General features: G+C 30.1%; 20 protein-coding genes. 6 read left to right on the plus strand and 14 right to left on the minus strand.

Going from position 1 to position 19335, the window contains the following annotated elements; all coding sequences use genetic code 11:
• Positions 1-323 precede the first annotated feature (323 nt).
• The 14 genes from JJQ98_RS07350 to tssJ form a co-directional block, all read right to left on the minus strand.
• Positions 324-494, minus strand: a complete 171-nt coding sequence (locus JJQ98_RS07350) for a hypothetical protein (RefSeq protein ID WP_170252240.1) — start codon at positions 492-494, stop codon at positions 324-326.
• Positions 494-1084 carry a hypothetical protein gene (locus JJQ98_RS07355; RefSeq protein ID WP_151105329.1) on the minus strand — a complete coding sequence of 197 codons (591 nt, stop codon included), beginning with the start codon at positions 1082-1084 and terminating at the stop codon, positions 494-496. The genes JJQ98_RS07350 and JJQ98_RS07355 overlap by 1 nt, the downstream gene beginning before the upstream one ends.
• Before the next feature lie 10 nt (positions 1085-1094).
• Positions 1095-3215, minus strand: coding sequence for a DUF6402 family protein (locus tag JJQ98_RS07360; protein ID WP_210670808.1), 2121 nt, complete (start codon positions 3213-3215; stop codon positions 1095-1097).
• 355 nt (positions 3216-3570) lie between these two features.
• Positions 3571-3864 (minus strand): hypothetical protein, encoded by a 294-nt coding sequence (locus tag JJQ98_RS07370; protein WP_005020463.1) that lies wholly within the window; start codon positions 3862-3864, stop codon positions 3571-3573.
• Positions 3861-4262: a hypothetical protein gene (locus JJQ98_RS07375; protein ID WP_210670807.1), complete on the minus strand. Its 402-nt coding sequence runs from the start codon at positions 4260-4262 to the stop codon at positions 3861-3863. The genes JJQ98_RS07370 and JJQ98_RS07375 overlap by 4 nt, the downstream gene beginning before the upstream one ends.
• A 1-nt stretch (position 4263) precedes the next feature.
• Positions 4264-7083 (minus strand): type VI secretion system tip protein TssI/VgrG, encoded by a 2820-nt coding sequence (tssI, locus tag JJQ98_RS07380; RefSeq protein WP_247596719.1) that lies wholly within the window; start codon positions 7081-7083, stop codon positions 4264-4266.
• Positions 7083-7742, minus strand: a complete 660-nt coding sequence (locus JJQ98_RS07385) for a hypothetical protein (RefSeq protein WP_151105304.1) — start codon at positions 7740-7742, stop codon at positions 7083-7085. Before JJQ98_RS07385 ends, tssI begins: the two co-directional genes overlap by 1 nt.
• Positions 7739-8131 carry a hypothetical protein gene (locus tag JJQ98_RS07390; RefSeq protein ID WP_151105303.1) on the minus strand — a complete coding sequence of 131 codons (393 nt, stop codon included), beginning with the start codon at positions 8129-8131 and terminating at the stop codon, positions 7739-7741. Before JJQ98_RS07390 ends, JJQ98_RS07385 begins: the two co-directional genes overlap by 4 nt.
• Before the next feature lie 3 nt (positions 8132-8134).
• Positions 8135-8776, minus strand: coding sequence for a toxin-antitoxin system YwqK family antitoxin (locus JJQ98_RS07395; protein WP_005020452.1), 642 nt, complete (start codon positions 8774-8776; stop codon positions 8135-8137).
• On the minus strand, positions 8764-9384 hold the full coding sequence (locus tag JJQ98_RS07400) for a toxin-antitoxin system YwqK family antitoxin (RefSeq protein WP_005020450.1): 621 nt from the start codon (positions 9382-9384) through the stop codon (positions 8764-8766). Before JJQ98_RS07400 ends, JJQ98_RS07395 begins: the two co-directional genes overlap by 13 nt.
• Before the next feature lie 36 nt (positions 9385-9420).
• Positions 9421-9987: a DUF2726 domain-containing protein gene (locus JJQ98_RS07405; protein ID WP_166666929.1), complete on the minus strand. Its 567-nt coding sequence runs from the start codon at positions 9985-9987 to the stop codon at positions 9421-9423.
• A gap of 11 nt (positions 9988-9998) precedes the next feature.
• Positions 9999-10784 carry a type IVB secretion system protein IcmH/DotU gene (gene icmH / locus JJQ98_RS07410; protein ID WP_060660922.1) on the minus strand — a complete coding sequence of 262 codons (786 nt, stop codon included), beginning with the start codon at positions 10782-10784 and terminating at the stop codon, positions 9999-10001.
• Positions 10777-12195: a type VI secretion system baseplate subunit TssK gene (tssK, locus tag JJQ98_RS07415; RefSeq protein ID WP_054197455.1), complete on the minus strand. Its 1419-nt coding sequence runs from the start codon at positions 12193-12195 to the stop codon at positions 10777-10779. The genes icmH and tssK overlap by 8 nt, the downstream gene beginning before the upstream one ends.
• Positions 12185-12673 (minus strand): type VI secretion system lipoprotein TssJ, encoded by a 489-nt coding sequence (gene tssJ / locus JJQ98_RS07420; protein WP_054197454.1) that lies wholly within the window; start codon positions 12671-12673, stop codon positions 12185-12187. Before tssJ ends, tssK begins: the two co-directional genes overlap by 11 nt.
• A gap of 135 nt (positions 12674-12808) precedes the next feature.
• Between tssJ and JJQ98_RS07425 the strand changes: the two genes are divergently transcribed.
• The 6 genes from JJQ98_RS07425 to JJQ98_RS07450 all read left to right on the plus strand — a co-directional run bounded on the left by JJQ98_RS07425 (position 12809) and on the right by JJQ98_RS07450 (position 19151).
• The gene (locus tag JJQ98_RS07425; RefSeq protein ID WP_054197453.1) at positions 12809-14104 is read left to right on the plus strand and encodes a type VI secretion system domain-containing protein; all 1296 of its coding nucleotides are present in this window, start codon (positions 12809-12811) and stop codon (positions 14102-14104) included.
• A gap of 66 nt (positions 14105-14170) precedes the next feature.
• Positions 14171-14659, plus strand: a complete 489-nt coding sequence (gene tssB, locus JJQ98_RS07430; RefSeq protein WP_065836881.1) for a type VI secretion system contractile sheath small subunit — start codon at positions 14171-14173, stop codon at positions 14657-14659.
• A 7-nt stretch (positions 14660-14666) separates the two neighbouring features.
• On the plus strand, positions 14667-16121 hold the full coding sequence (tssC, locus tag JJQ98_RS07435) for a type VI secretion system contractile sheath large subunit (protein ID WP_065836880.1): 1455 nt from the start codon (positions 14667-14669) through the stop codon (positions 16119-16121).
• A complete protein-coding gene (locus JJQ98_RS07440; RefSeq protein ID WP_240723852.1) occupies positions 16121-16513 on the plus strand; it encodes a GPW/gp25 family protein in 393 nt (130 codons plus the stop codon). Before tssC ends, JJQ98_RS07440 begins: the two co-directional genes overlap by 1 nt.
• Positions 16510-18237, plus strand: coding sequence for a type VI secretion system baseplate subunit TssF (gene tssF / locus JJQ98_RS07445; RefSeq protein ID WP_054197452.1), 1728 nt, complete (start codon positions 16510-16512; stop codon positions 18235-18237). The genes JJQ98_RS07440 and tssF overlap by 4 nt, the downstream gene beginning before the upstream one ends.
• Positions 18234-19151, plus strand: a complete 918-nt coding sequence (locus JJQ98_RS07450) for a type VI secretion system baseplate subunit TssG (protein WP_054197451.1) — start codon at positions 18234-18236, stop codon at positions 19149-19151. The genes tssF and JJQ98_RS07450 overlap by 4 nt, the downstream gene beginning before the upstream one ends.
• The last annotated feature ends 184 nt before the right edge of the window (positions 19152-19335 follow it).

Here is a 19335-nt window from a genome sequence, read left to right on the forward strand (position 1 = left end):
TACCTGCCTATTGATATAACTAAAAATTAATGTCATAATCCAACTAGGGATTAAAAACACAATATTGAATATGCAAAACATAGCAAATCCTCCTGCATTATGCCATAGCACTATATACGCTACAAAAAAACTCAATATATACCCTATGATAGAGCCTAAAATAAAAAATAGATTCACTAGCTTCCTATATTTAAGGATTAGCACAATAGGCACAAGGTTTAAAAGACATACTATTGTTATTTGTATGATGATGTCAAATACGGCATCTAGGTCAAGACGACAATCAGGTGTTCCCCAACTATAATCGCATACATAGAGACTATTCATTGATATTCTCCCAATGTTATAACAATCTTAAACAGATTCTTGAATTTTAAATCCTTTGGAATCTTAATGTTTTTAAATGTGGGGCTAGTAACGAGAAAATCTAAGCCTAAGTTACAATATTTTTGTGTGTTTTGGTAGTCATGGTTTTGGATTTTAAGCTTTAACATTATGACTTCCTTTTGCCCCTCATTTTAGCAATCACAAGAATAAGAACAGAGCCAAATATACTAGCAAGAATGACAAAAGCAATATTGCCGCTATTTGTCATTCTCGCATAGATATACGCAAAGCCTAGCAGCAAAAGCTCTGTTGCGTATAATAAGACTCCATATAGAAAGCTTTTTCTTTTAAACTCTTTGGGTATAGCTTTTATAGATATTGCTATGTCATATCGTATTAAAGCTATAATACACATAGCTATCCAAACAAGAGAAGTTACCATTAGCACCATTATCAAAGGATAGGCAAAAAAGTCTAAAAAGACATTTAAGTATGTGTAGCAGTGCATTATCCCCAAGCTAATATCAGGCTCGTTTTGAGGGGGTGTGCAGCCGAGTTTGTCTATCAAGCGATAAAACGCCTCATCGACAAAAAAGGAATACATATAATAACAAATAAGCACAAAGCTAAGTGTCGCCAAAGCCCCATATATAAAATAACGATTAACATATCGCTTTAATAAACCCATACACGCCACTATAACAAAACTCGGACTACCAATACAAAAAGCAGCATAGAGAAAAATTAATAGAGCCATTTCCATTACTTTATTTTAACTCCACCAATATCTTAAATAGATTCTTTATATCCAAAGTATTTGGAATCGTAATGTTTTTGAATGTAGGACTTGTTACAAGAAAATCTAAACCTAAGTTGAAATTCTTTTGTGTTTGTTGGTAGTCGTGGTTGTAAATGGGATAAATATTTTGTCTCTTGTAATTCTCGTATTTTTCTATATTTATGGCTGATTTTAAAAATAGTGCAGCACCAGCATTTGTTGTGCTAATTATCCCGCTTTTTTCTGCGTATTTATTCATCTGACTCTCTGATACATTTTTATCAAACTTCATTTCATTATAATCCCAAGCACCCACGGGTTGCCCTAGCTCTTTTATACTGCCATCATCATTAAAAGTATGGTCTTGGTCTCTAAAATCAAAGCTATCATCAATATAAGCCTTTATCTGTGTGGGATAGATAGCTATTTCTTTTTCATTGATTCTCTCTACTTCAAAACTATCTAGCACATAATAGATTTGGAATTTACCAGAGAGGGCATAAAGAGCTATGGCTTGATTAGACTTTTCCTCAAAGCTTAGTTTATACTCTAGCCCAAAGTCTATATCAGAGATACTATAATATTGCATATGGTGTCGTCCTAAATCACTAGGCTTTATATCACTAAGTAGCTTTTCACATTCTTGGAGTTTGATAGAATCATTTGCAATAGAAAAGATTCTATTATTAGCATTAGGGATATTAGCCTCCTTTGGATTCTTTGCTATTTCTAAAAGATTGGCAGTTACTTGCATAGATTCTGTCTTTTGTGTGTTTTTTAGAATCTCTTTTTTGCTACACATAAAGCTTTGCATTGAATGTAAAAAGTTTAATGTGAGAATCTTGCTTTTATTTTTATATTCTCCTGTCGGCATACCTGTTGTTTGGATATATATTGGCTCTATTTGAAGATTTAACATTTCTTTTTCTAAGTTTTTCATCAAAGGAAACTGCATATAGAATCTATCCCAATCAAGCTCTACATAGAATCTAAGATTGTTATCTTTTATCTCTTGTATTTGTGATTTTATAGCAGGGCATTTGTTATTGCTATCCTTACTAAACTCTTTTAGTGTGATTCTAGGCAATACCTCTTTAACTATACTTTGCATTGTGGCATTAGGGATAGATTCTATAAAGTCTGGGGAGTGAGAATCTATATAGATAAGCTTGCTTAATTCTTTAGCATCGCTTGGATTATCGTGCCATAGTCTCTGACACACATAGCTTACTCCCCAGCCTAGTGTGGCTATATTATCTTGTCTTGTGTATGCCCTTAGAGTTTCAGCTAGGGTGCAATCAATGGTAATTTGTGGGTAGTCGTTTAGGCGTATGAGTTGAGAAGCTCTATAATTTGGAGTATTTTTATAGGCAAAGATGAGTAATGTTTGTTGGTGGGTAGTCTTTGGCAGTGTTATTTGGATTGTTTTACCGCAATAGGCTTGTGGATTATCTTGCATCATATCAATTGGTGTACCAGACAATATTGCAATATCATCTCTCTTTTCAATGTGGTAACAAGTTGTTGAAATTTTATCATCAAATAAACTACTATCCTTTTTATCATTAGTAAGTTGATTTTTATTGAGTGTATCTAAATTTTTAGAATGCTCCTGCGATGATGCGGTTAATAAGGTGTAACCCCATTTGATTTCATCTTCTTGAATTTTTGTAACATCATAAAACGCTTCAAGCTCTACAATATCTCCACCCGCATAGAATTTAAGAATAATTTTTTCGTTATTATCAAGCAAATATTCTTTTGGTTTTAAAGTTACTTTTTCTATGGAAGCATCATCGGCTTTTTTAGCAAATTTTACCTCACACAGATACCCGTATTCATAATTTCTTAGCAAATATCTATGATTATATATTGGCTTCCTCTTGTAGCATAGTGTATTATGTAAGCCTATTTCAAAGCTTTGCGTTCCCTCTTTAAAGACTTCTTTGGCATTGAAAAAAGCCTCTCCATTTTCATTGGAAGTAAAGATGGTATTAATTATGGAGCGTCTGCCATTTTGCACTTCAAATAATCTAAATTCTTGATTTTTTAAAGGATTGCTATGTGAATCTAGCAACCTTATACTTAAACTTTCTTTTGTTTTATCCACTTTTACCTCTCTATTGCATATTAACTTACATTTCTTACATTATGTTTTAGATTTTGATTTTCAACATTATATCTTATTTGATATTTACTCTTTAATCTTTATTTATATTCTTTTGCCTACTCTTAACTCTCTAGTGATTATCAATATATTTGCCTCACTCTACCCTAACCTCCCCACCTTTGACTACTAAACCTTTAGAATCTATGACTACTTCCACACCTCCTGCTTTAAAGATTATTTCATTCCCACCATAGTATCTTTAGATAAAGCCACATTGGTTAGGTATTCCCCTCCTACATTGACATTTTTTGCTAAATCTATGGTTTGGGTATGGGCTTTTTTAATTCTTTGCATATTAAAACCTATAATACATATCAAGAGCAAAAAAGCCAGCCCCTATGAAAGCAGTGATAGGACACAAACCAGCCAAAATAGCATTTCTCATATTAAAAATCCATTTAAGAAAAAGCCATACACAAATTAGATATATAACCCCAATACAAAGAGGAACAAAATAGCTGATAACCTCAAGTCTATAATGCTCCAAAATAGCTTGTAACAACAAAATAATCATCATTTGTGTAAATCCCAACAAAATCGGAAAAACAATGGACAAAGAAGCCAATAGCAATAATTTTAACGCATTCACTGAAATGTCCTATATTTCGTTATAAGTTCAATCCCATAGTCTATGCCTTGCTTATTGGCTTTTAAGTCATCTGTATCAAATCCTGTGCTTTCTATTTTTGTTCTCCTGCCAAACAGCTTTTCTGTTCTTTCTATTTGTTGAGCTAGAAGATCTCCTATTTCAACGCCCATACCACCAACAAATGACAAAGTTGGTCCTTTCATAAAACACAACCTTGCACTATATGTAAAATGCTTAACCTTATCTAGCCCATTCTCATCACCATTATATTTAGGCACATAGTTTTCATAGAGATGAAATATAGCCGCTCCCCCTTCACCAACTAATGCAATACATTCAAAAACTATTATGTGGATAATGTATGTAACATACCGCTTTTTTAAGCAGGAGCGATTCAAATTACTCTGCCTTAACCTCTCCACCTTTAACGATAAAGCCTTTAGAATCTAAAGTAGCCTCTACTCCTCCCGCCTTAAAGATTATTTTATCACTCTGCATACAAATAGTAGTCTCTCCTACTTGACAAAGGATTTGATTGCCTGCTTGTATTTCATAATCTGTTGTGGCTTGAGATAAAGAGTTTTCAGATATAAAAGTGTTATTTTTATCTGTTTCAAATCCCATAGAGGCATTAGAGGTAAAAAGTAAATTGCTTTTACTTCTTATATGAGTTTCTTTTTCTATGTGGGTTTTAAAAGCTTCTTTTATATTTATTTCTAAATGTCCCTCCACCACTTCACTTTTATTTCCCTTTATATTTCTACTCTCATCTTTATGAATAGTAATGTTTTGATTGCCTCCTATTTCTACACTTTTATTTTCCCCTATGTATTCGTGTGAGTTTTTCCCTACTCTTAGTTTATTGTCTAGCCCTACATTAAGCGTATTACTTATTCCCACCATAGTATCCCTAGATAAAGCCACATTGGTTAGGTATTCCCCTCCTACATTGACATTTTTTGCTAAATCTATGGTTTGGGTATGGGCTTTTTTAATCCTTTCTGTATAAAAGCCATCTACAATAGAATCTTTATTGTTTAAAATGTGTTGGGAAGAATTGTGTTGAATGAGTTCTTTATAATCTTTCTCTGCTTTAAGATAGATTTCTTCTTCATCCTTTACATTAGAGAAAGTTAATTCATTTCTACCATTTTCTTTTGTGCCTATGGTTTTAGAGCTTAAAGAAGTAATATGATTATTATTAGGCAAAGATGGGAGGCTAGGATTGGTATTATTATAAAGACTACCTGATATATAGGGTTTATCTATATCATTATCCAAATAAGAAATGATGACTTCATCCCCTACTCTTGGAGTGTGGTAAAATCCTGAATGATCAGAGGCTATGGGCGTTGAAACTCGTAAAAAAGGAGAGTAAGAATAGATATATCTTTGATTGGATTGATCATCTTTGTTAGAATGATTATCTATGGCTTCTTGATTGGCAAAACAATTAATTCTTACTTTCACTCTGCCATATTCATCAGAGTAGATAGTATTGCTTTCTTCTTGTATATTAGTGCTTTGCCCTATGATGATGCCTTGAGTGCTATAAGGAGGTATGGGTTTAGATTTGAAGTTTGGAGCAAAAGAAACAATACTAGGAACAATGGTTAAGATATTAGTGTATGAGCGTATAAAAGAAGTATCTTGTATATTGTCATTAGGATTAATGGTATTAGCAAGTAAGGCTGTATCAATTAAAGTTTGCTCTAAAGCGATAATAGCATAATCTTTTAAAGTTTCTTTATTTAAACCTTTATTTAAATCAATATTAATTCTCTCGCCTAGTTTTAAATGATAAACATTGCTCTTAGCCAAAACACTTTCTTTAAAGAGCGTATAATGCTTTTCTTTTAATTTCAAAGGCGTTTCTAAATCAGCTTGTAAAGTAAAGCTATTTTGAGAATCATATTCGTGTTGGTTGTAAAAGATATAATTAGAATCCATAGACATATTGTGGTTTAGAGATTGTAAATTTAAAGGATACGCACCATTTTCTGAACTCTGAGTAAAACTATTAGCCAAAATATTCTCTTGTTTAAAAAAAGAATTGATACATAATTCATTTAAGGAATTATTAGGATTTGGATTATAAGGGATTGTTTTAGATAATGGTTCTTTATAATCATCGCAAAAATAAATTGTGTTATCATCTTCATAGAAATGTATTCCATTATTATGAGCCAATCTTGTAACAAAAGCCAAATCAGATTCTTGATATTGAGTAATAAGTTCTTTGACTTCATATGAATAACGCAAATGGGAAAAATCAACTTCTTTATGGATTCTACCTGTATAGAAGTTAAGAATAGTTTTAATAACCTCTATAATGTTTGTGTTAGTATAGATTCGATTAGCCTTGTTGTAATTTAATCGTATTAGAGGGGAAGTAAGAGTAAATTTAAAGAAATGTTTAGTTAAAATAGTAGTGCCTGATGATTGTAAAAGATGGTTACTACTTTCTTGATTTAGCCCCAAATAATTAACAGCAGAAATAATCCCTTTATAGCTTTTATCGGCAGAATCAATGAAATTAAGAGTATTGTTATTATAGGGATTTGTTATTTTAAAAGTAGCAAGAGCATCTATAAGGAATTTAGGGTGTATGTTTAAAGTATTTTGTGAAAAAGAAATAAGTTGCTCTTGCATACTCTCAATGTATCCCTCACATTCTACTGCAAATAATTCTTCTAGAGATTCTTTAATATGGGCTTTGGTAATTTTAAAAGTAATAGGAGAAGTAGTAGAACTAGAATCATTAGAATCTTTAGGGAAATTATTGGGAGCAATGGTTAAAGAGAGGTAGGAGGTGTTAAAATAGTCTTGGATAGCAGAATAAGCAAAATCAGCAGTTTTTTCAGCAATTTCATTTCCAATCCAATTGCCACCAAATGCTCCAGTGGCAGCACCTACTATCATTCCAGCAGGACCACCACCAAAAAAACCTATTGCCGCACCGCCAATAGCCCCTCCAAGTCCAGACCCAACTGTGCTTGTACTCCATTTATAAACTTCAGTGAATTTACCTTTTTCAGTAGGGGCTTTAGCTACTTTATCAGTAAGCAACATTCCATCTACAATTTTTGCAGGAGTTCCTAAAACAGATTTGCCAACATTTGGAATATCAATCTTTTTTAACCCTTCTTTTAATGCTCCATCAAGAGTGGTATTAATATCACCGATTGTATCTGTAATGTTTCTTTCTTTATTAGCCATTATCTTCTCCTCTTGTCTAAAATATTATGTTTAAAAACATCGAAAAATACAAAATTAGATAATATTGTCAAAATAATTCCTAAAATAAACATAAATCCTATTTCTTTCATTGAATAATACCACATTTCAAACGAATCATAAATAAAATATTCATCTCTATCTCTCATTCTAAGATAACCAACAGAATCTCCACTCAAGAAGTCAAGCATATACCAAATCATCATAATATCAAAAACTATAAATAACAATAAATATCTCTTTGGTTTTGCTATGGCTTGTGCTATTTTAGTTTTATGATTGTTGTTTGCATTGGGATACATAATTCTTTTAATAGCAAAAATAAATAGCTCTCTAAATAGCAACAAAAACACAATTACTCCCACCACAAACATATAACTTGCATACAACTTACACATTTCAGGAGCATAGGTTTTAATCTCCATTCGCTTAATAGCAGGGATAAAGTCCATAAAGTCAGTGAAGTATTTGAGATAAGGATATTGGGTTAGGACATTGTGGGGAAGTAAGAATAAAGTTAAAGAACAAAGAATATAAAAAGCAATGATTAAAAATACTCTTGTTTTACTAAAAGACTTATTCTTTAGCTTGATTCTTAGATAGGCTCTAAAGCGATTGTAAGTGAGGGGTTTATGATTCAAACGGTATTCCTAGATTCTATATTGGATTGTATATTGTTTGGGTATTTTAGCATAAATAGATTTTTTGAAGATTCTTTAATATGAGCTTTGGTAATTTTAAAAGCAATAGGAGAAGTAGTAGAACTAGAATCATTAGAATCTTTAGGGAAATTATTGGGAGCAATGGTTAAAGAGAGGTAGGAATTATTAAGATTTAAAGGGATGTTGAAATCTTGATTGGGATTGGGTAGCCAATTTGGCGTGATAGAATCTGCTAAAGCTTCCGACATTTTATCTTGTAGCTCATCTGAAAAAAACATATCTGTATGTTCGTTTTCGCCGAGTTTATCTTTTACAACATCTTGCAAAAACTTTTTAACATTTTCTCTGCTGGGTAAAAATCTATCCATAATTCACTCCTTTATATTATAATCCTCAATCTTCATTAATTGACTAAGACAAATTTTGAATTCCTGTATTTCACTTTCTATTTTTATTGGCTCCAAGAGCAAATTATCTTCATTTACTTTTAAGACTTCGTAATTATTATACTTATACTTTAACATTCCATTTCTCTGAAAAATATAAAAATAATCAATTATCTCCCCATCTTTAAGATTACCTTGCAATGCAATTTTACCATTCTCATAATACACAATAATATTCCCATTATATTTTTTATTAACCAAAGGAATCATAAAATGCAAATTCCCATTTTCATATCGTGAAGTATAAAAGACTATTTCATCATCTTTCAGGATTAACTCTGCCTTGATATTTCCATTAGGATAATAATTAATCATTTTGGTAATTTTTCCATTGTCAATAATATTTTTGTATTTAAGTGTATTATTTTCTTTTCCAATTGATTCTCCACTAAATAACTCAAAATTATAAATATCATAAGAGACATCGTTAAAAACAAATATTTTTGTCTCTTGACCATTGGCAGTAGTAGCTTCATAAGTATTTTTATAAACAAAGATAAAGCTTCCAATTACAAGAATAAGAAGCAAGACGATAAAGAAAATTCTCTTTTTATTTACAACTTCCATACAATACTCTTAAATATTTTTTTAACCTTTTCATTACTAGGAATTCCTATAAAATTCCCATTCTCATCAAACTCTCTAGCTATAGCATAATTATTATCAATTTCATACAATAATGTTCCATTCTCTCTAAAAATAAGTTCTGTTCCCATAAGCCTTCCTTGTTTCATTTCTGCTTGCACTTTCATATTTCCATTTTCATACAAAATCACTTGACTCCCATCTTGCTTACCATTTTTATAGCAAAAATAGTGAGATAAATTTCCATTTTGATAGTAAAAAGAGGCACAGCCATTTGCCATTTGATTATTATAGTAATCACCTATAAATTTAATAATTCCATTGCTATAATATTCTGTAATAGTTCCATTTAATTTACCTTTTCTTATTTTAAGAATCATTTTTTTATTTCCATTATCATATACATTTATAAATTCTCCACTAAATAACTCAAAATTATAAATATCATAAGAAATATTATTAAGTGTAATTATTTTGGTTGATTCTCCATTTAGAGTAGTGGCAGTATGGATATTTTTATAAGAAAAATAGAAAATGCCACATAAAAAAACAAATAACAGACTTAAAGTAAGTATTTTTTTATTTATCATAGCTTAACCATTCTCCTAACTCCATAATAAAATATCCTATTGAGGATTTGTAACAATAACAATATCGCCAATATTGCATTCAGAAAAATTCAAAGAAGGTTGCCCCAAAAAACATTGGATAGCCTTTTCAACTTCTTTATTGCTACTTGTTAACTGATTTTCTTTATCGTTAATAATCAATAAAGGTATACCTGCTTTTCTCAGCATCAAAGCTTTAATGGAATCTCTAATTGCAGTTTTATTATCCTTATAATGCCCTCCACCAAAATATTCTATTATAGCATAAGGTGAATCATTTAATTTAGCAATCAAAAAATCTACATACCAATAACCATACTTAAAAAATAATTCTTTATTATCAGAGGTAGTATTTATAAAAGAAGAAAAGGGAGTTTGTGGGTGATAAAGCCAATCTGCTTGCGAATCTTTTTTAATTTGCGAAAGAATCTTACATACTTCTTTTTCTTTATCGTTAATAAATGTAGCTTTAGCTTTAATGTCAGTATCTTTAACCAACTCTAGCAAGCTTTCTTCGTATTTTAATTGATTAAGTTGTTTGCTAATAGACTTGAGTTTTTCTTTTATTTGTTCATTAGTTTCCATTCTAAATAACCTCATTCATCTTGTGAAATAAAATTTTCAATTGTTCCATTAATATTTTTTTGCATTTTTGCATTATTTGTTTCCAACTCTAATAATGCGTATAGAAATACTGCAACAATAATAACAATAGGCAGAATAATGAGAACTTTTTTGAGGTGTAATCTCAAAAACCTTTCCCACCAAGTTTCTTGGTTGGATATTTTATAAGCTTTCATAAAGGCAGTTTCTTCATCGCCATTTAAGAGCGGAGTGATAGCTGCAGCAATATTATTACAAAGATGAATGATTCTTTCTTTTACATCTTTCCTTTCAATGTATTTCCCTTGATAACCAAGTATAAGACATACATAGATAAATTCTAAAAAATCTTTGTATTTTGCAGGATTGTTTAGCCAAAATGCAGCAATATCATAAAAGTTAGTTCCACCTAAAGTTTCGTCAAACAGCCTAACAGTAAGAGTATTACTAGCCCAAGCACTATTAATAAATAGCTCATTCCTCATTAGACTCTCATCAATAAAAACACTAAGACAATATTGCGATCTTAAAATATCTTTTTCATCATACTGTTTTAAAGCATTTAATTTTGCATTTAAAGCAAGTATATCATTAACCAAATCTTCTTTAAGGTTATTGATAGTGCTAGTCTCTATTGAACTTACTTTAGAAAGCCTAAAAGTAAGCAAAAGAATCTCTAAGTATGAATCTATGATTTTATTTTTTTCCAATCCACTTAAACTAGATAAGCGAAGTAAACTTGAATGCTCCTCTTCTTTTCTTATTTCTTGTTTAGTCATTTAACACCGCCCACATTTTTATATCTGGGTTTTTAATACTGCTCGTAATATAAATGCTGATGATATTTTCATTTTGAAAATCTTTAAAAAGTTCATCTTTTTTGTCTAATTTATAATAAATATACCCATTGAGATAGGGTATTGATGATGGAATATTGACTATTTGATTAATATTTAATCCCTTTAATTGTGTTGCAACAATATTTTTAATCTTGCTTTGAGTATGTATTTTGCTATGAATCTTAAAGTTTTGCAATAAATCTTCATAATTAATATCGGCACTTACTGCTAGATATAACTCAGATTCTTGTAGAATATTAGCATTATCAAACAATAAATCATAAAATCCATTGCCATTATTGATAATTTGAGGCATACTATATCTTGGACTTGTAATTTTAGAGAATAAAATTTTCAAATGATTGATAAGAGGCAAAAAAGTTTCACTAAGATTATAGTGTTTATATTCAATAAACTCTAAAAATGTATCTTGAACGCTAAAAGCCGCAAGCTCCCCTTGAAATTCTAACAATTTTTCATAAAAAAATTCAGGATGTAATTTATCCTTCTTTATAAGGTGAGAAAAAATTAAATGCCATTTTTTAAGGAGATTTAGTGATAAGAAAGTGCTAAAATCAAGAGTGTTTTTTGTTTGATCAATACCCTTAAAAATATCCGACAAAACTTTTTTATGCTGTCCTATGGAATAAATCATTTCTTCTATAAAAGATCGAATTATAGGAATCTTGGCAACATTAAGGCAGGTGGGTATAAAATTATTGTCAAGTTCTATTTTTCTATTAGAGTCAATATTTTTAATCTTGGCAATAGGGATTTCCACCTCATCAAGTGTAGCATTTCCTAAAATACCTAATTTCATTCTTAAACTTGCCAGCATTAAACTTCTTGTCTCTTGTGTAAGTGCGAGAGTATCAAAATCATTCTGATTACTTCCATCACTTTGTGTGTCTAATTGTCTAGTAATATCTGTATCAATGTCATTATAATTTCTTAAGGCAATAAGACTCCTTAAGCTAATATATTTTGAATTAGGAATTTTGTTTTGCAAAGAAAGATCTGCAATGTTAGATAAACCTGTTGGAATTTTTAATACGATAATAGAATTAATCAAAGAATCATAACTAACTTCCAATGGCTCTGGAAGCAAATCCTGTTCAGGTGCTTGAAAAATACTTCCATCTTTTGATATTCCTAAAATATTTTTAAGGGCTATTTTACCCTCCAAAAGCATTTCTTTAGAGAACTCTACACTTAACACGCCATATAAATTACTAGTTGTATGAATAGTTTTTAAATCAATATTTCTCTCAATGTATCTTTCTTGTTGCTCAAAATGAGCTTGATTAATGCTAATGCCATCGCACCAAGCAATCTTAAGTTTATCTGCCATTTCGTTCCCTATTTACTTCTTTTTTATCAATAAAACTAATACCTTCTTTAGTAATTTTAAAATGAAGAGTTTTATCACCAAAAATTCCATAAGCCTTGCTAGTTTCTATCCATATTTTATTGTTCTTATTCATTTTATTAGCAAAGATTGCTAAAACTCCTATGTATGGCACTTCTTCTTCATCAACTTTTACAGCTACAACATTAACTTTTGGGGCAATTTGCAATTTAATAGAATCAATTTTGTCTTTCCCAAGAACACTATCGTCTCTAGTCAGCAAATCTGTATCATTTGCTTCTTCAAATTTTTTAATATCTTTCAACTGATAAACCATAATAGTTAAAGGGACATCATCCATTCTATTATTAAGATTAGAATTTTCAATATTATCAATTTTAACATTAACAGTATTGGAGCAAGCACCCAAAAAGAACATTATTTGAAGAGCTAGAAAAAAAGCCAATATTTTTTTATTCATATTTGTGTTCCTTATAAGAATAATTATGGTAAAAAACCATTTTATTTTATTATTTTTTTAGATTACGAATTAATGTAAATTTAACACAATATTTTTTAAAGTTTAATTATATTTTAATAAAATTAAGGGGAGAAAGTGAATTTTTATGATTATTTGAAATTGGAAAGCAATTTAGAGTCTCTACAAGATTATCATTTATTAGAAGCAGAAATGGCAAAATATAAAACATTAAACCACAGTAACATTCAATGGGAAATAGTTTATGAACTTTCCTTGGAAATTTTACAATCCCACTCTCTTGATATGAAATTTTGTTTGTATCTCACCCTTGCTTGCATTCAATTAAATAATGAAGAGAAATTTGGAGTATTACTTGAATTTTTGAAATATGCAAAAGAATTTTTATGGCAGGAAAATACTACAACTATATCCAAAAAAGAAAAGGAAGCACAAAAAAAGAAATTAAAAAATATCATCATAACTTTTACAGAAGCTGGTAATTCCCATCTTAATATTGCCTCACACATTGATAATTTCAATAATTTATTAATCGATTTTGAAAATCTTTTATCGTGCCAATTTACTCGTTTTGAGAAACAACACAATAACAAGGCTGATACAAGCATACCATCAGAGTTTAGTCTCCATAAATCTCGCCAAGCAACAGACGCAAACACTTTAGATGATAGAGGGTATAGGGATTATTATCAGCAACTAGCTTGCACCATTTTAGAAAATGATATAGACAATATAAATGCTTATGCTTTATTGCTAGAAGCAATGTGGGGAAGAATTAAAACATTGCCTATTCACGATAATTTTCTTACGCAGATTAGAAAACCCGATAAGCAACTTGTGGATTTCTTATTAACAAATAAAAATAGTGAATTAGAATATATACAACATTTTATTAAAAATTTGTCTCTTAATCCTTTTTGGCTAGAAGGCTTAAAAATATTTTGCGAATTTTTAGAAAAACACAATAGGATAGAAGCAAAAAATATTATAAGCATATCTGTCAATCATTTTATTAATAAATTTTACGAAAATATAATAAAGCTTAAATTTGAAAATGGAGAATTATTTTGCAAAGAAGAGATATTAAACTACTTTTTAGAAAAAAATTCTCAACCTTCTCAACAAGTTGAACCACCAAAAGAAACTAATCCAAAAAATAATAAAAAAATAAAAAAAGATTTTGAAAAGATTTTCGCTGATATTAATGAAAAAAATAATGGGGATTCTATTTTCCACAACATTAATATCTTAAGAGAAATGGCAAAAACTTTTGAAGAAAAAGGTATGCAAAAAAATGCAGAGGTTATTTATACTCAATTGATTAATATAATGGAACAAACTCCTCTCAAAGATTATTTATTAGAAGACTATATGAAAGCAAAAGAAAAAACAAATAGAGTCCAACTAAGCTAATATTCATATTTTATATACTAAAATGTAAAAATATTTTATCATAAATCCAATTAATAAGGAATGTATATGTCTGATGGTTCATATGCTCCAAAAGAGCGTATTAATATAACTTATAAAGCTAAAACAAATGGACAAAATGCCGATGTTGAATTACCATTAAAATTAATGGTAATGTCTGATTTGACAGGAGGAAGTGAAACTCCTTTAGAGGAAAGAGAAATTCTTTCAATTAACAAGAATAATTTTAACCAAATTATGCAAAAAATGGATATTAATGCTAATTTTAGTGTTAAAAATACTCTTGGAACAGGTGCGGAAGAATTAGATGTAAATTTAAAAATTTCTAGTATGAAAGATTTTTCACCCGATAATATTATTAAACAAGTCCCTGAATTAAACAAATTATTGCAATTAAGAGAAGCTTTAGTAGCCTTAAAAGGACCAATGGGGAATATTCCTAATTTCAGAAAAGCTGTTGCAGAAGCTTTAAAAGACGAAAAATCCAAAGCCCAATTGCTCTTAGAAATTAAACAAGAAGAAAATCAAAGCGAGTGAGGAAAATATGGCAACTGACAAAACAGTGAAAATGCCTATTATTGAAGGCATTATGAAACAAGGGAAATACTCCCAAGGAGATGAAAGTTATAGCATTGCTAAAAGAGGTGTTGTGGAATTTATTTCAGCAATTGTAAAAGATGATAATGCTGAGAATAAAGTTAATAAATTTTCTCTTGATGAGATGATTTCTCACATTGATACTCTCCTATCTCAACAAATGGATGAGATTTTGCACGATCCTGTCTTACAGAAATTGGAGTCTACTTGGAGGGGCTTACAATTTTTAGTAGAAAGAACCGATTTTAATGAAAATATTAAAATTAATCTTTTCAATGTAACACAAGAAGAGGCATTAGAGGATTTTGATAATAACCTTGATATTACGCAAAGTGTAATTTACAAGAATATTTATTCTTCAGAGTATGGACAATTTGGTGGAGAACCTGTAGGTGCTATCATAGGGGATTATCAGTTAGGAAATTCAAATCCCGATATGACTTTTTTAAATAAGATGGCAAGCATAGCTGCAATGAGCCACGCCCCATTTTTAACTTCTTGTGGACCAAGCTTTTTTAGACTCAATAATTATGCTGAGTTGGCAAATATACAGGATTTAAATAGCCTCTTAGAAGGACCTCAATACACAAGATGGCACACTTTTAGAGAAAGTGAAGATGCCAAATACACTGGATTAATGGTAACAAGATTTTTAACAAGAAGTCCTTATGATCCAAAGGAAAATCCAATTAAAACTTTCAATTATAAGGAAAATGTTCATACCTCGCACGACCATTTATTGTGGGGGAATTCAGCATATACTTTTGCAACGAGATTAACAGAAAGTTTTGCAAAATACAGGTGGTGTGGTAGCATTATAGGACCTAGAAGTGGAGGAACTGTAAAAGATTTACCCACTTATGTTTTTGAAAGTTTTGGAACAATGCAATCAAAGATTCCAACAGAAGTTTTAATCACAGACAGAAGAGAATATGAGTTGGCAGAAGCTGGCTTTATTGCTTTAACTTTAAGAAGAGACAGCAATAATGCTGCTTTTTTCTCTGCTAACTCAGCTTTAAAGCCAAAAGTTTTTGCAAATACACCTGAGGGCAAAGAAGCAGAAACAAACTATCGCTTAGGAACCCAGCTACCATATATTTTCCTCGTATCACGCTTGGCACATTATCTTAAAGTTTTGCAAAGGGAAGAAATAGGAAGCTGGAAAGAAAAAAGCGATATAGAGAATGGATTAAACGAATGGATAAGACAATACATATCAGACCAAGAAAACCCACCTTCAGAGGTTAGAAGTCGAAGACCTTTTAGAGGAGCAAAGATCAATGTCGAAGAGGTGGCTGGAGAAGCTGGCTGGTATAAAATAAGCTTAAATGTAAGACCGCATTTCAAATATATGGGAGGCAATTTTGAGCTTTCCTTAGTAGGGAAGCTTGATAGAGAATAATGCTGCTTGATAAGATAATTCATAAATTAGATGATCAAAATGCAAGTGTGCCATTCCATCAAGATCATCTATATGATATTAAGAATAATGTCAAGATTCTTTTAAATTCCAAATTAGATGATTGTCTAACTTTTAATGATTTAGGTTCTTTCAGCAATGCTGTAGAACTGAATTTCAATTCTAGCGATCTATGTCAAATTATGGCAAAAGAGATTGCTAGAATAATCCAACAGTATGAGAAAAGAATTGAAATACTCTCAATTAGTTATGATAATTCTTTAACCCCTTGGAGACTTACCTTTTTACTAAGATTTACTATGCGTGACGATAATTTCCAAGAATGCAATTTAGAAATTATTTTTAAAAATAATAGATATTGTGAGGTTGTATGAAAGACAATATTTTTTATTTTCAACAAGAACTTTCCCACCTCTATGCAGAAAGAGAAAAATTCGTAAAAAAATTTCCAAAATTAGCACCATTTCTAGCCTATGATAGTAAAGATCCAGATATTGAACGAATGATAGAAAATTTTGCCATATTAACTGCTAGAATTCATCAAGAAATGGACCAAAATATACCACATATTGCAGAATCTCTAATTAATATTGTTGCTCCTAATTACACTAATGCTTTACCTTCATTTTGTTTGCAGGAATTCTCCTTTGATAAGGACAATAAAGAGACAAAAGTATTTATTCCAAAAGGGAGTAGCGTAAAATCTATCCCGATAGGAAAATGTATCTGCGAATTTAAAACAGTATATGATATTTATTTATATCCCTTAATAATAAACGACATTCTTCTTGGTAGCGATAGACAATATTATACTATGGATTTAAAATTTGAAGTAGACAGAAAAGATTTAACAATTAAAGATTTAAACCTTGATAAAATCCATCTTTATTTGGGAGATGACATTTACACTTCCTCTACATTATTGTTATACATTCACCTCTATTTAAAAGAATTAAAACTAGTCTGCTTAGATACCAAAGAGACTTTTTACCTTAACCCACACAATATCAAACCTATGGGACTTAATTCTCAAGAAAGTATGCTATCCTACAATGATTTAGGTTTCGAAGCTTTTTCTTTGCTTAGAGAATATTTCTTTTTGCCTGAAAAATTTAATTTTGTTATCATAGAGGGATTAGATGTTTTAGAAAATTGCGAAGGAAAATGTTTTGAATTAGAATTCAAATTTTCTAAAGCATTTCCTAAAAATTGTATATTTAGAAAAGAAATGTTTTCTCTAAGTATGACGCCAATCGTCAATATTTTTGAAAAAAGCGCAGAACCTCTAATCAATAAACACGATAAAGATTCATATAGAATATTTATCGATAGAATGCAGTTAGAATCTTATGAGATAATACAAGTTAAACAAGTTAAAGCCCATAATAGTAATGGAGAAAGACGCATACTCAAAAACTATGATAGTTTTGAGAGATTTGGATTTCTCCAAGAAGAAAAGGAAGAATTTTATTCTATTTCCAATCGAACAAATTCTAAAGGAGAAACCTACAAAGAAATAGAATTTTTCTCCAAAACTTCTTATGAGGAAACCATTACTATTGATACTATATGTTGCAATAAAAATTTACCTTCAAAATTAAAAATTGGAGACATTAATAGTTGTGATGTTAAATCTGTAAAAACAAAAAATGTTAAAACTCCAAGCATTATGAGAGAAGTTTTGGTAAATGGCAATTTGTTGTGGAAACTTGTTTCTATGCTTTCTTTTAGCTATAAAACAATGTTAGATAAAACTTCATTTTTAAGCGTTTTGGAAAGTTATAGTTTTGTAAATGATGCGGAAAATAATGAAGTTATTAAATTATTCAAAAAAGCAATTGTGGACATAAAAGGAAGAGATACTTATTTGGTTGATGGAATTGTTACCAAAAGAGGTATTATAACCACCATTAGCATTAAAGATTCTGAGTTCTATTCTTTAGGATTAGGAGAAATTTATCGATTTGGGCTAGTAATGTCTCGTTTTTTTGCCTCCTTTGCAAGCGTTAATTCATTTTGCGAAGTAGAAGTGAAATGTTTAGATTCCAATGAGACATTGCACTATCCTGCTTCTTTCGGTAAAAAAGACTTAATATGAACAACTTTGCGTCTTATGATTTTTATAAATTACTAAGCAAGCTTCTTAAAACATACAATAAAAATGAAATTTTTCTTAGAACAAACAAAGAATTAAAACATCCGCACAGAGAAATTGAATCTGTCAATATTAATATGGACACTTTCAATCAAGAACTTGCTGTGCAGATAATGACAAATTTTATGGGGTTGCACGGAAATACTTCACAACTCCCCTCATATATGTTGGATAAATTATCAAGGAATGAAGATGGCAATGAGGGTTGGACTCTATTTTTTGATTTTTTCAATAATTATATATTGTGGATATTCTTTGAAAGCCTTAGTATAAGAAATTATCCTCGTTCTTTTAAAAGTGACTTTACCGATTCTATTTCATATATTTTATTTAAAATGTTAGGGATCAATGACAGCAAAATTGCAAAAAAATATTTACCTTTTGCTCCATTGCTTTTAAGTCTTAGAAAACCAAAAAATTACATAGAAAGAGTTTTATGTAGCAATTTTAATTTACACAATAGGCTTCATATTCTTGAAAATCTTCCACATCAAATATTAATTGCCTCATCACAAATCAATAAATTAGGCATTAAAAATAATATTTTAGGAAAAAATTGTATTTTAGGAACTAAATTTCTTTCATTTCAAAATAAAATAGCTATCTACATTCACGATATAGATTATTTAGCAGCCATTGAATATTTGCCAGGTAGAAATAAATACCAAGATCTTAAAGATAGCATTACATTTCTTACAAATAGTGAATTTTGTGTTGATTTGTATCTCAAAATTAATCTCAGTGAGAAAATGATTGTTAAATTGGGTGATGAGAGCGTTGCTAAGCTTGGATGGGGAACTATACTTGGAAAAGCCAAAAAAGATTACTTGATTATGCGTGTAGATCTATGCAAATAGAGTAGATATAGTTCTTAGTCTATTACAAAATCTAAGAAATAGAAGTTATCACTGGGAAAATATTTTAAAAACAACAGAAAAAAATGGCAAAAGTTTTCCAAGATTAACCACAAAAATTGAAAACACTTACATAGGAATTAATCCACAAAAGATAGAAATGTTTTTAGATGATTTAATTAAAACA

The organism is Helicobacter pullorum NCTC 12824 (assembly GCF_017979475.1).
Lineage (GTDB): Bacteria > Campylobacterota > Campylobacteria > Campylobacterales > Helicobacteraceae > Helicobacter_D > Helicobacter_D pullorum.

What these genes read in the sequence shown, in the direction of transcription:
- icmH (WP_060660922.1), bottom strand. Translation starts at nt 10,784, where the DNA reads ATGACTAAACAAGAAATAAGAAAAGAAGAGGAGCATTCAAGTTTACTT.
- tssB (WP_065836881.1), top strand. Translation starts at nt 14,171, where the DNA reads ATGTCTGATGGTTCATATGCTCCAAAAGAGCGTATTAATATAACTTAT.
- tssI (WP_247596719.1), bottom strand. Translation starts at nt 7,083, where the DNA reads ATGGCTAATAAAGAAAGAAACATTACAGATACAATCGGTGATATTAAT.
- JJQ98_RS07390 (WP_151105303.1), bottom strand. Translation starts at nt 8,131, where the DNA reads ATGGATAGATTTTTACCCAGCAGAGAAAATGTTAAAAAGTTTTTGCAA.
- JJQ98_RS07440 (WP_240723852.1), top strand. Translation starts at nt 16,121, where the DNA reads ATGCTGCTTGATAAGATAATTCATAAATTAGATGATCAAAATGCAAGT.
- tssK (WP_054197455.1), bottom strand. Translation starts at nt 12,195, where the DNA reads ATGGCAGATAAACTTAAGATTGCTTGGTGCGATGGCATTAGCATTAAT.
- tssF (WP_054197452.1), top strand. Translation starts at nt 16,510, where the DNA reads ATGAAAGACAATATTTTTTATTTTCAACAAGAACTTTCCCACCTCTAT.
- JJQ98_RS07405 (WP_166666929.1), bottom strand. Translation starts at nt 9,987, where the DNA reads ATGGAAACTAATGAACAAATAAAAGAAAAACTCAAGTCTATTAGCAAA.
- JJQ98_RS07350 (WP_170252240.1), bottom strand. Translation starts at nt 494, where the DNA reads ATGTTAAAGCTTAAAATCCAAAACCATGACTACCAAAACACACAAAAA.
- JJQ98_RS07355 (WP_151105329.1), bottom strand. Translation starts at nt 1,084, where the DNA reads ATGGCTCTATTAATTTTTCTCTATGCTGCTTTTTGTATTGGTAGTCCG.
- tssC (WP_065836880.1), top strand. Translation starts at nt 14,667, where the DNA reads ATGGCAACTGACAAAACAGTGAAAATGCCTATTATTGAAGGCATTATG.
- JJQ98_RS07395 (WP_005020452.1), bottom strand. Translation starts at nt 8,776, where the DNA reads ATGGAAGTTGTAAATAAAAAGAGAATTTTCTTTATCGTCTTGCTTCTT.
- tssJ (WP_054197454.1), bottom strand. Translation starts at nt 12,673, where the DNA reads ATGAATAAAAAAATATTGGCTTTTTTTCTAGCTCTTCAAATAATGTTC.
- JJQ98_RS07450 (WP_054197451.1), top strand. Translation starts at nt 18,234, where the DNA reads ATGAACAACTTTGCGTCTTATGATTTTTATAAATTACTAAGCAAGCTT.
- JJQ98_RS07400 (WP_005020450.1), bottom strand. Translation starts at nt 9,384, where the DNA reads ATGATAAATAAAAAAATACTTACTTTAAGTCTGTTATTTGTTTTTTTA.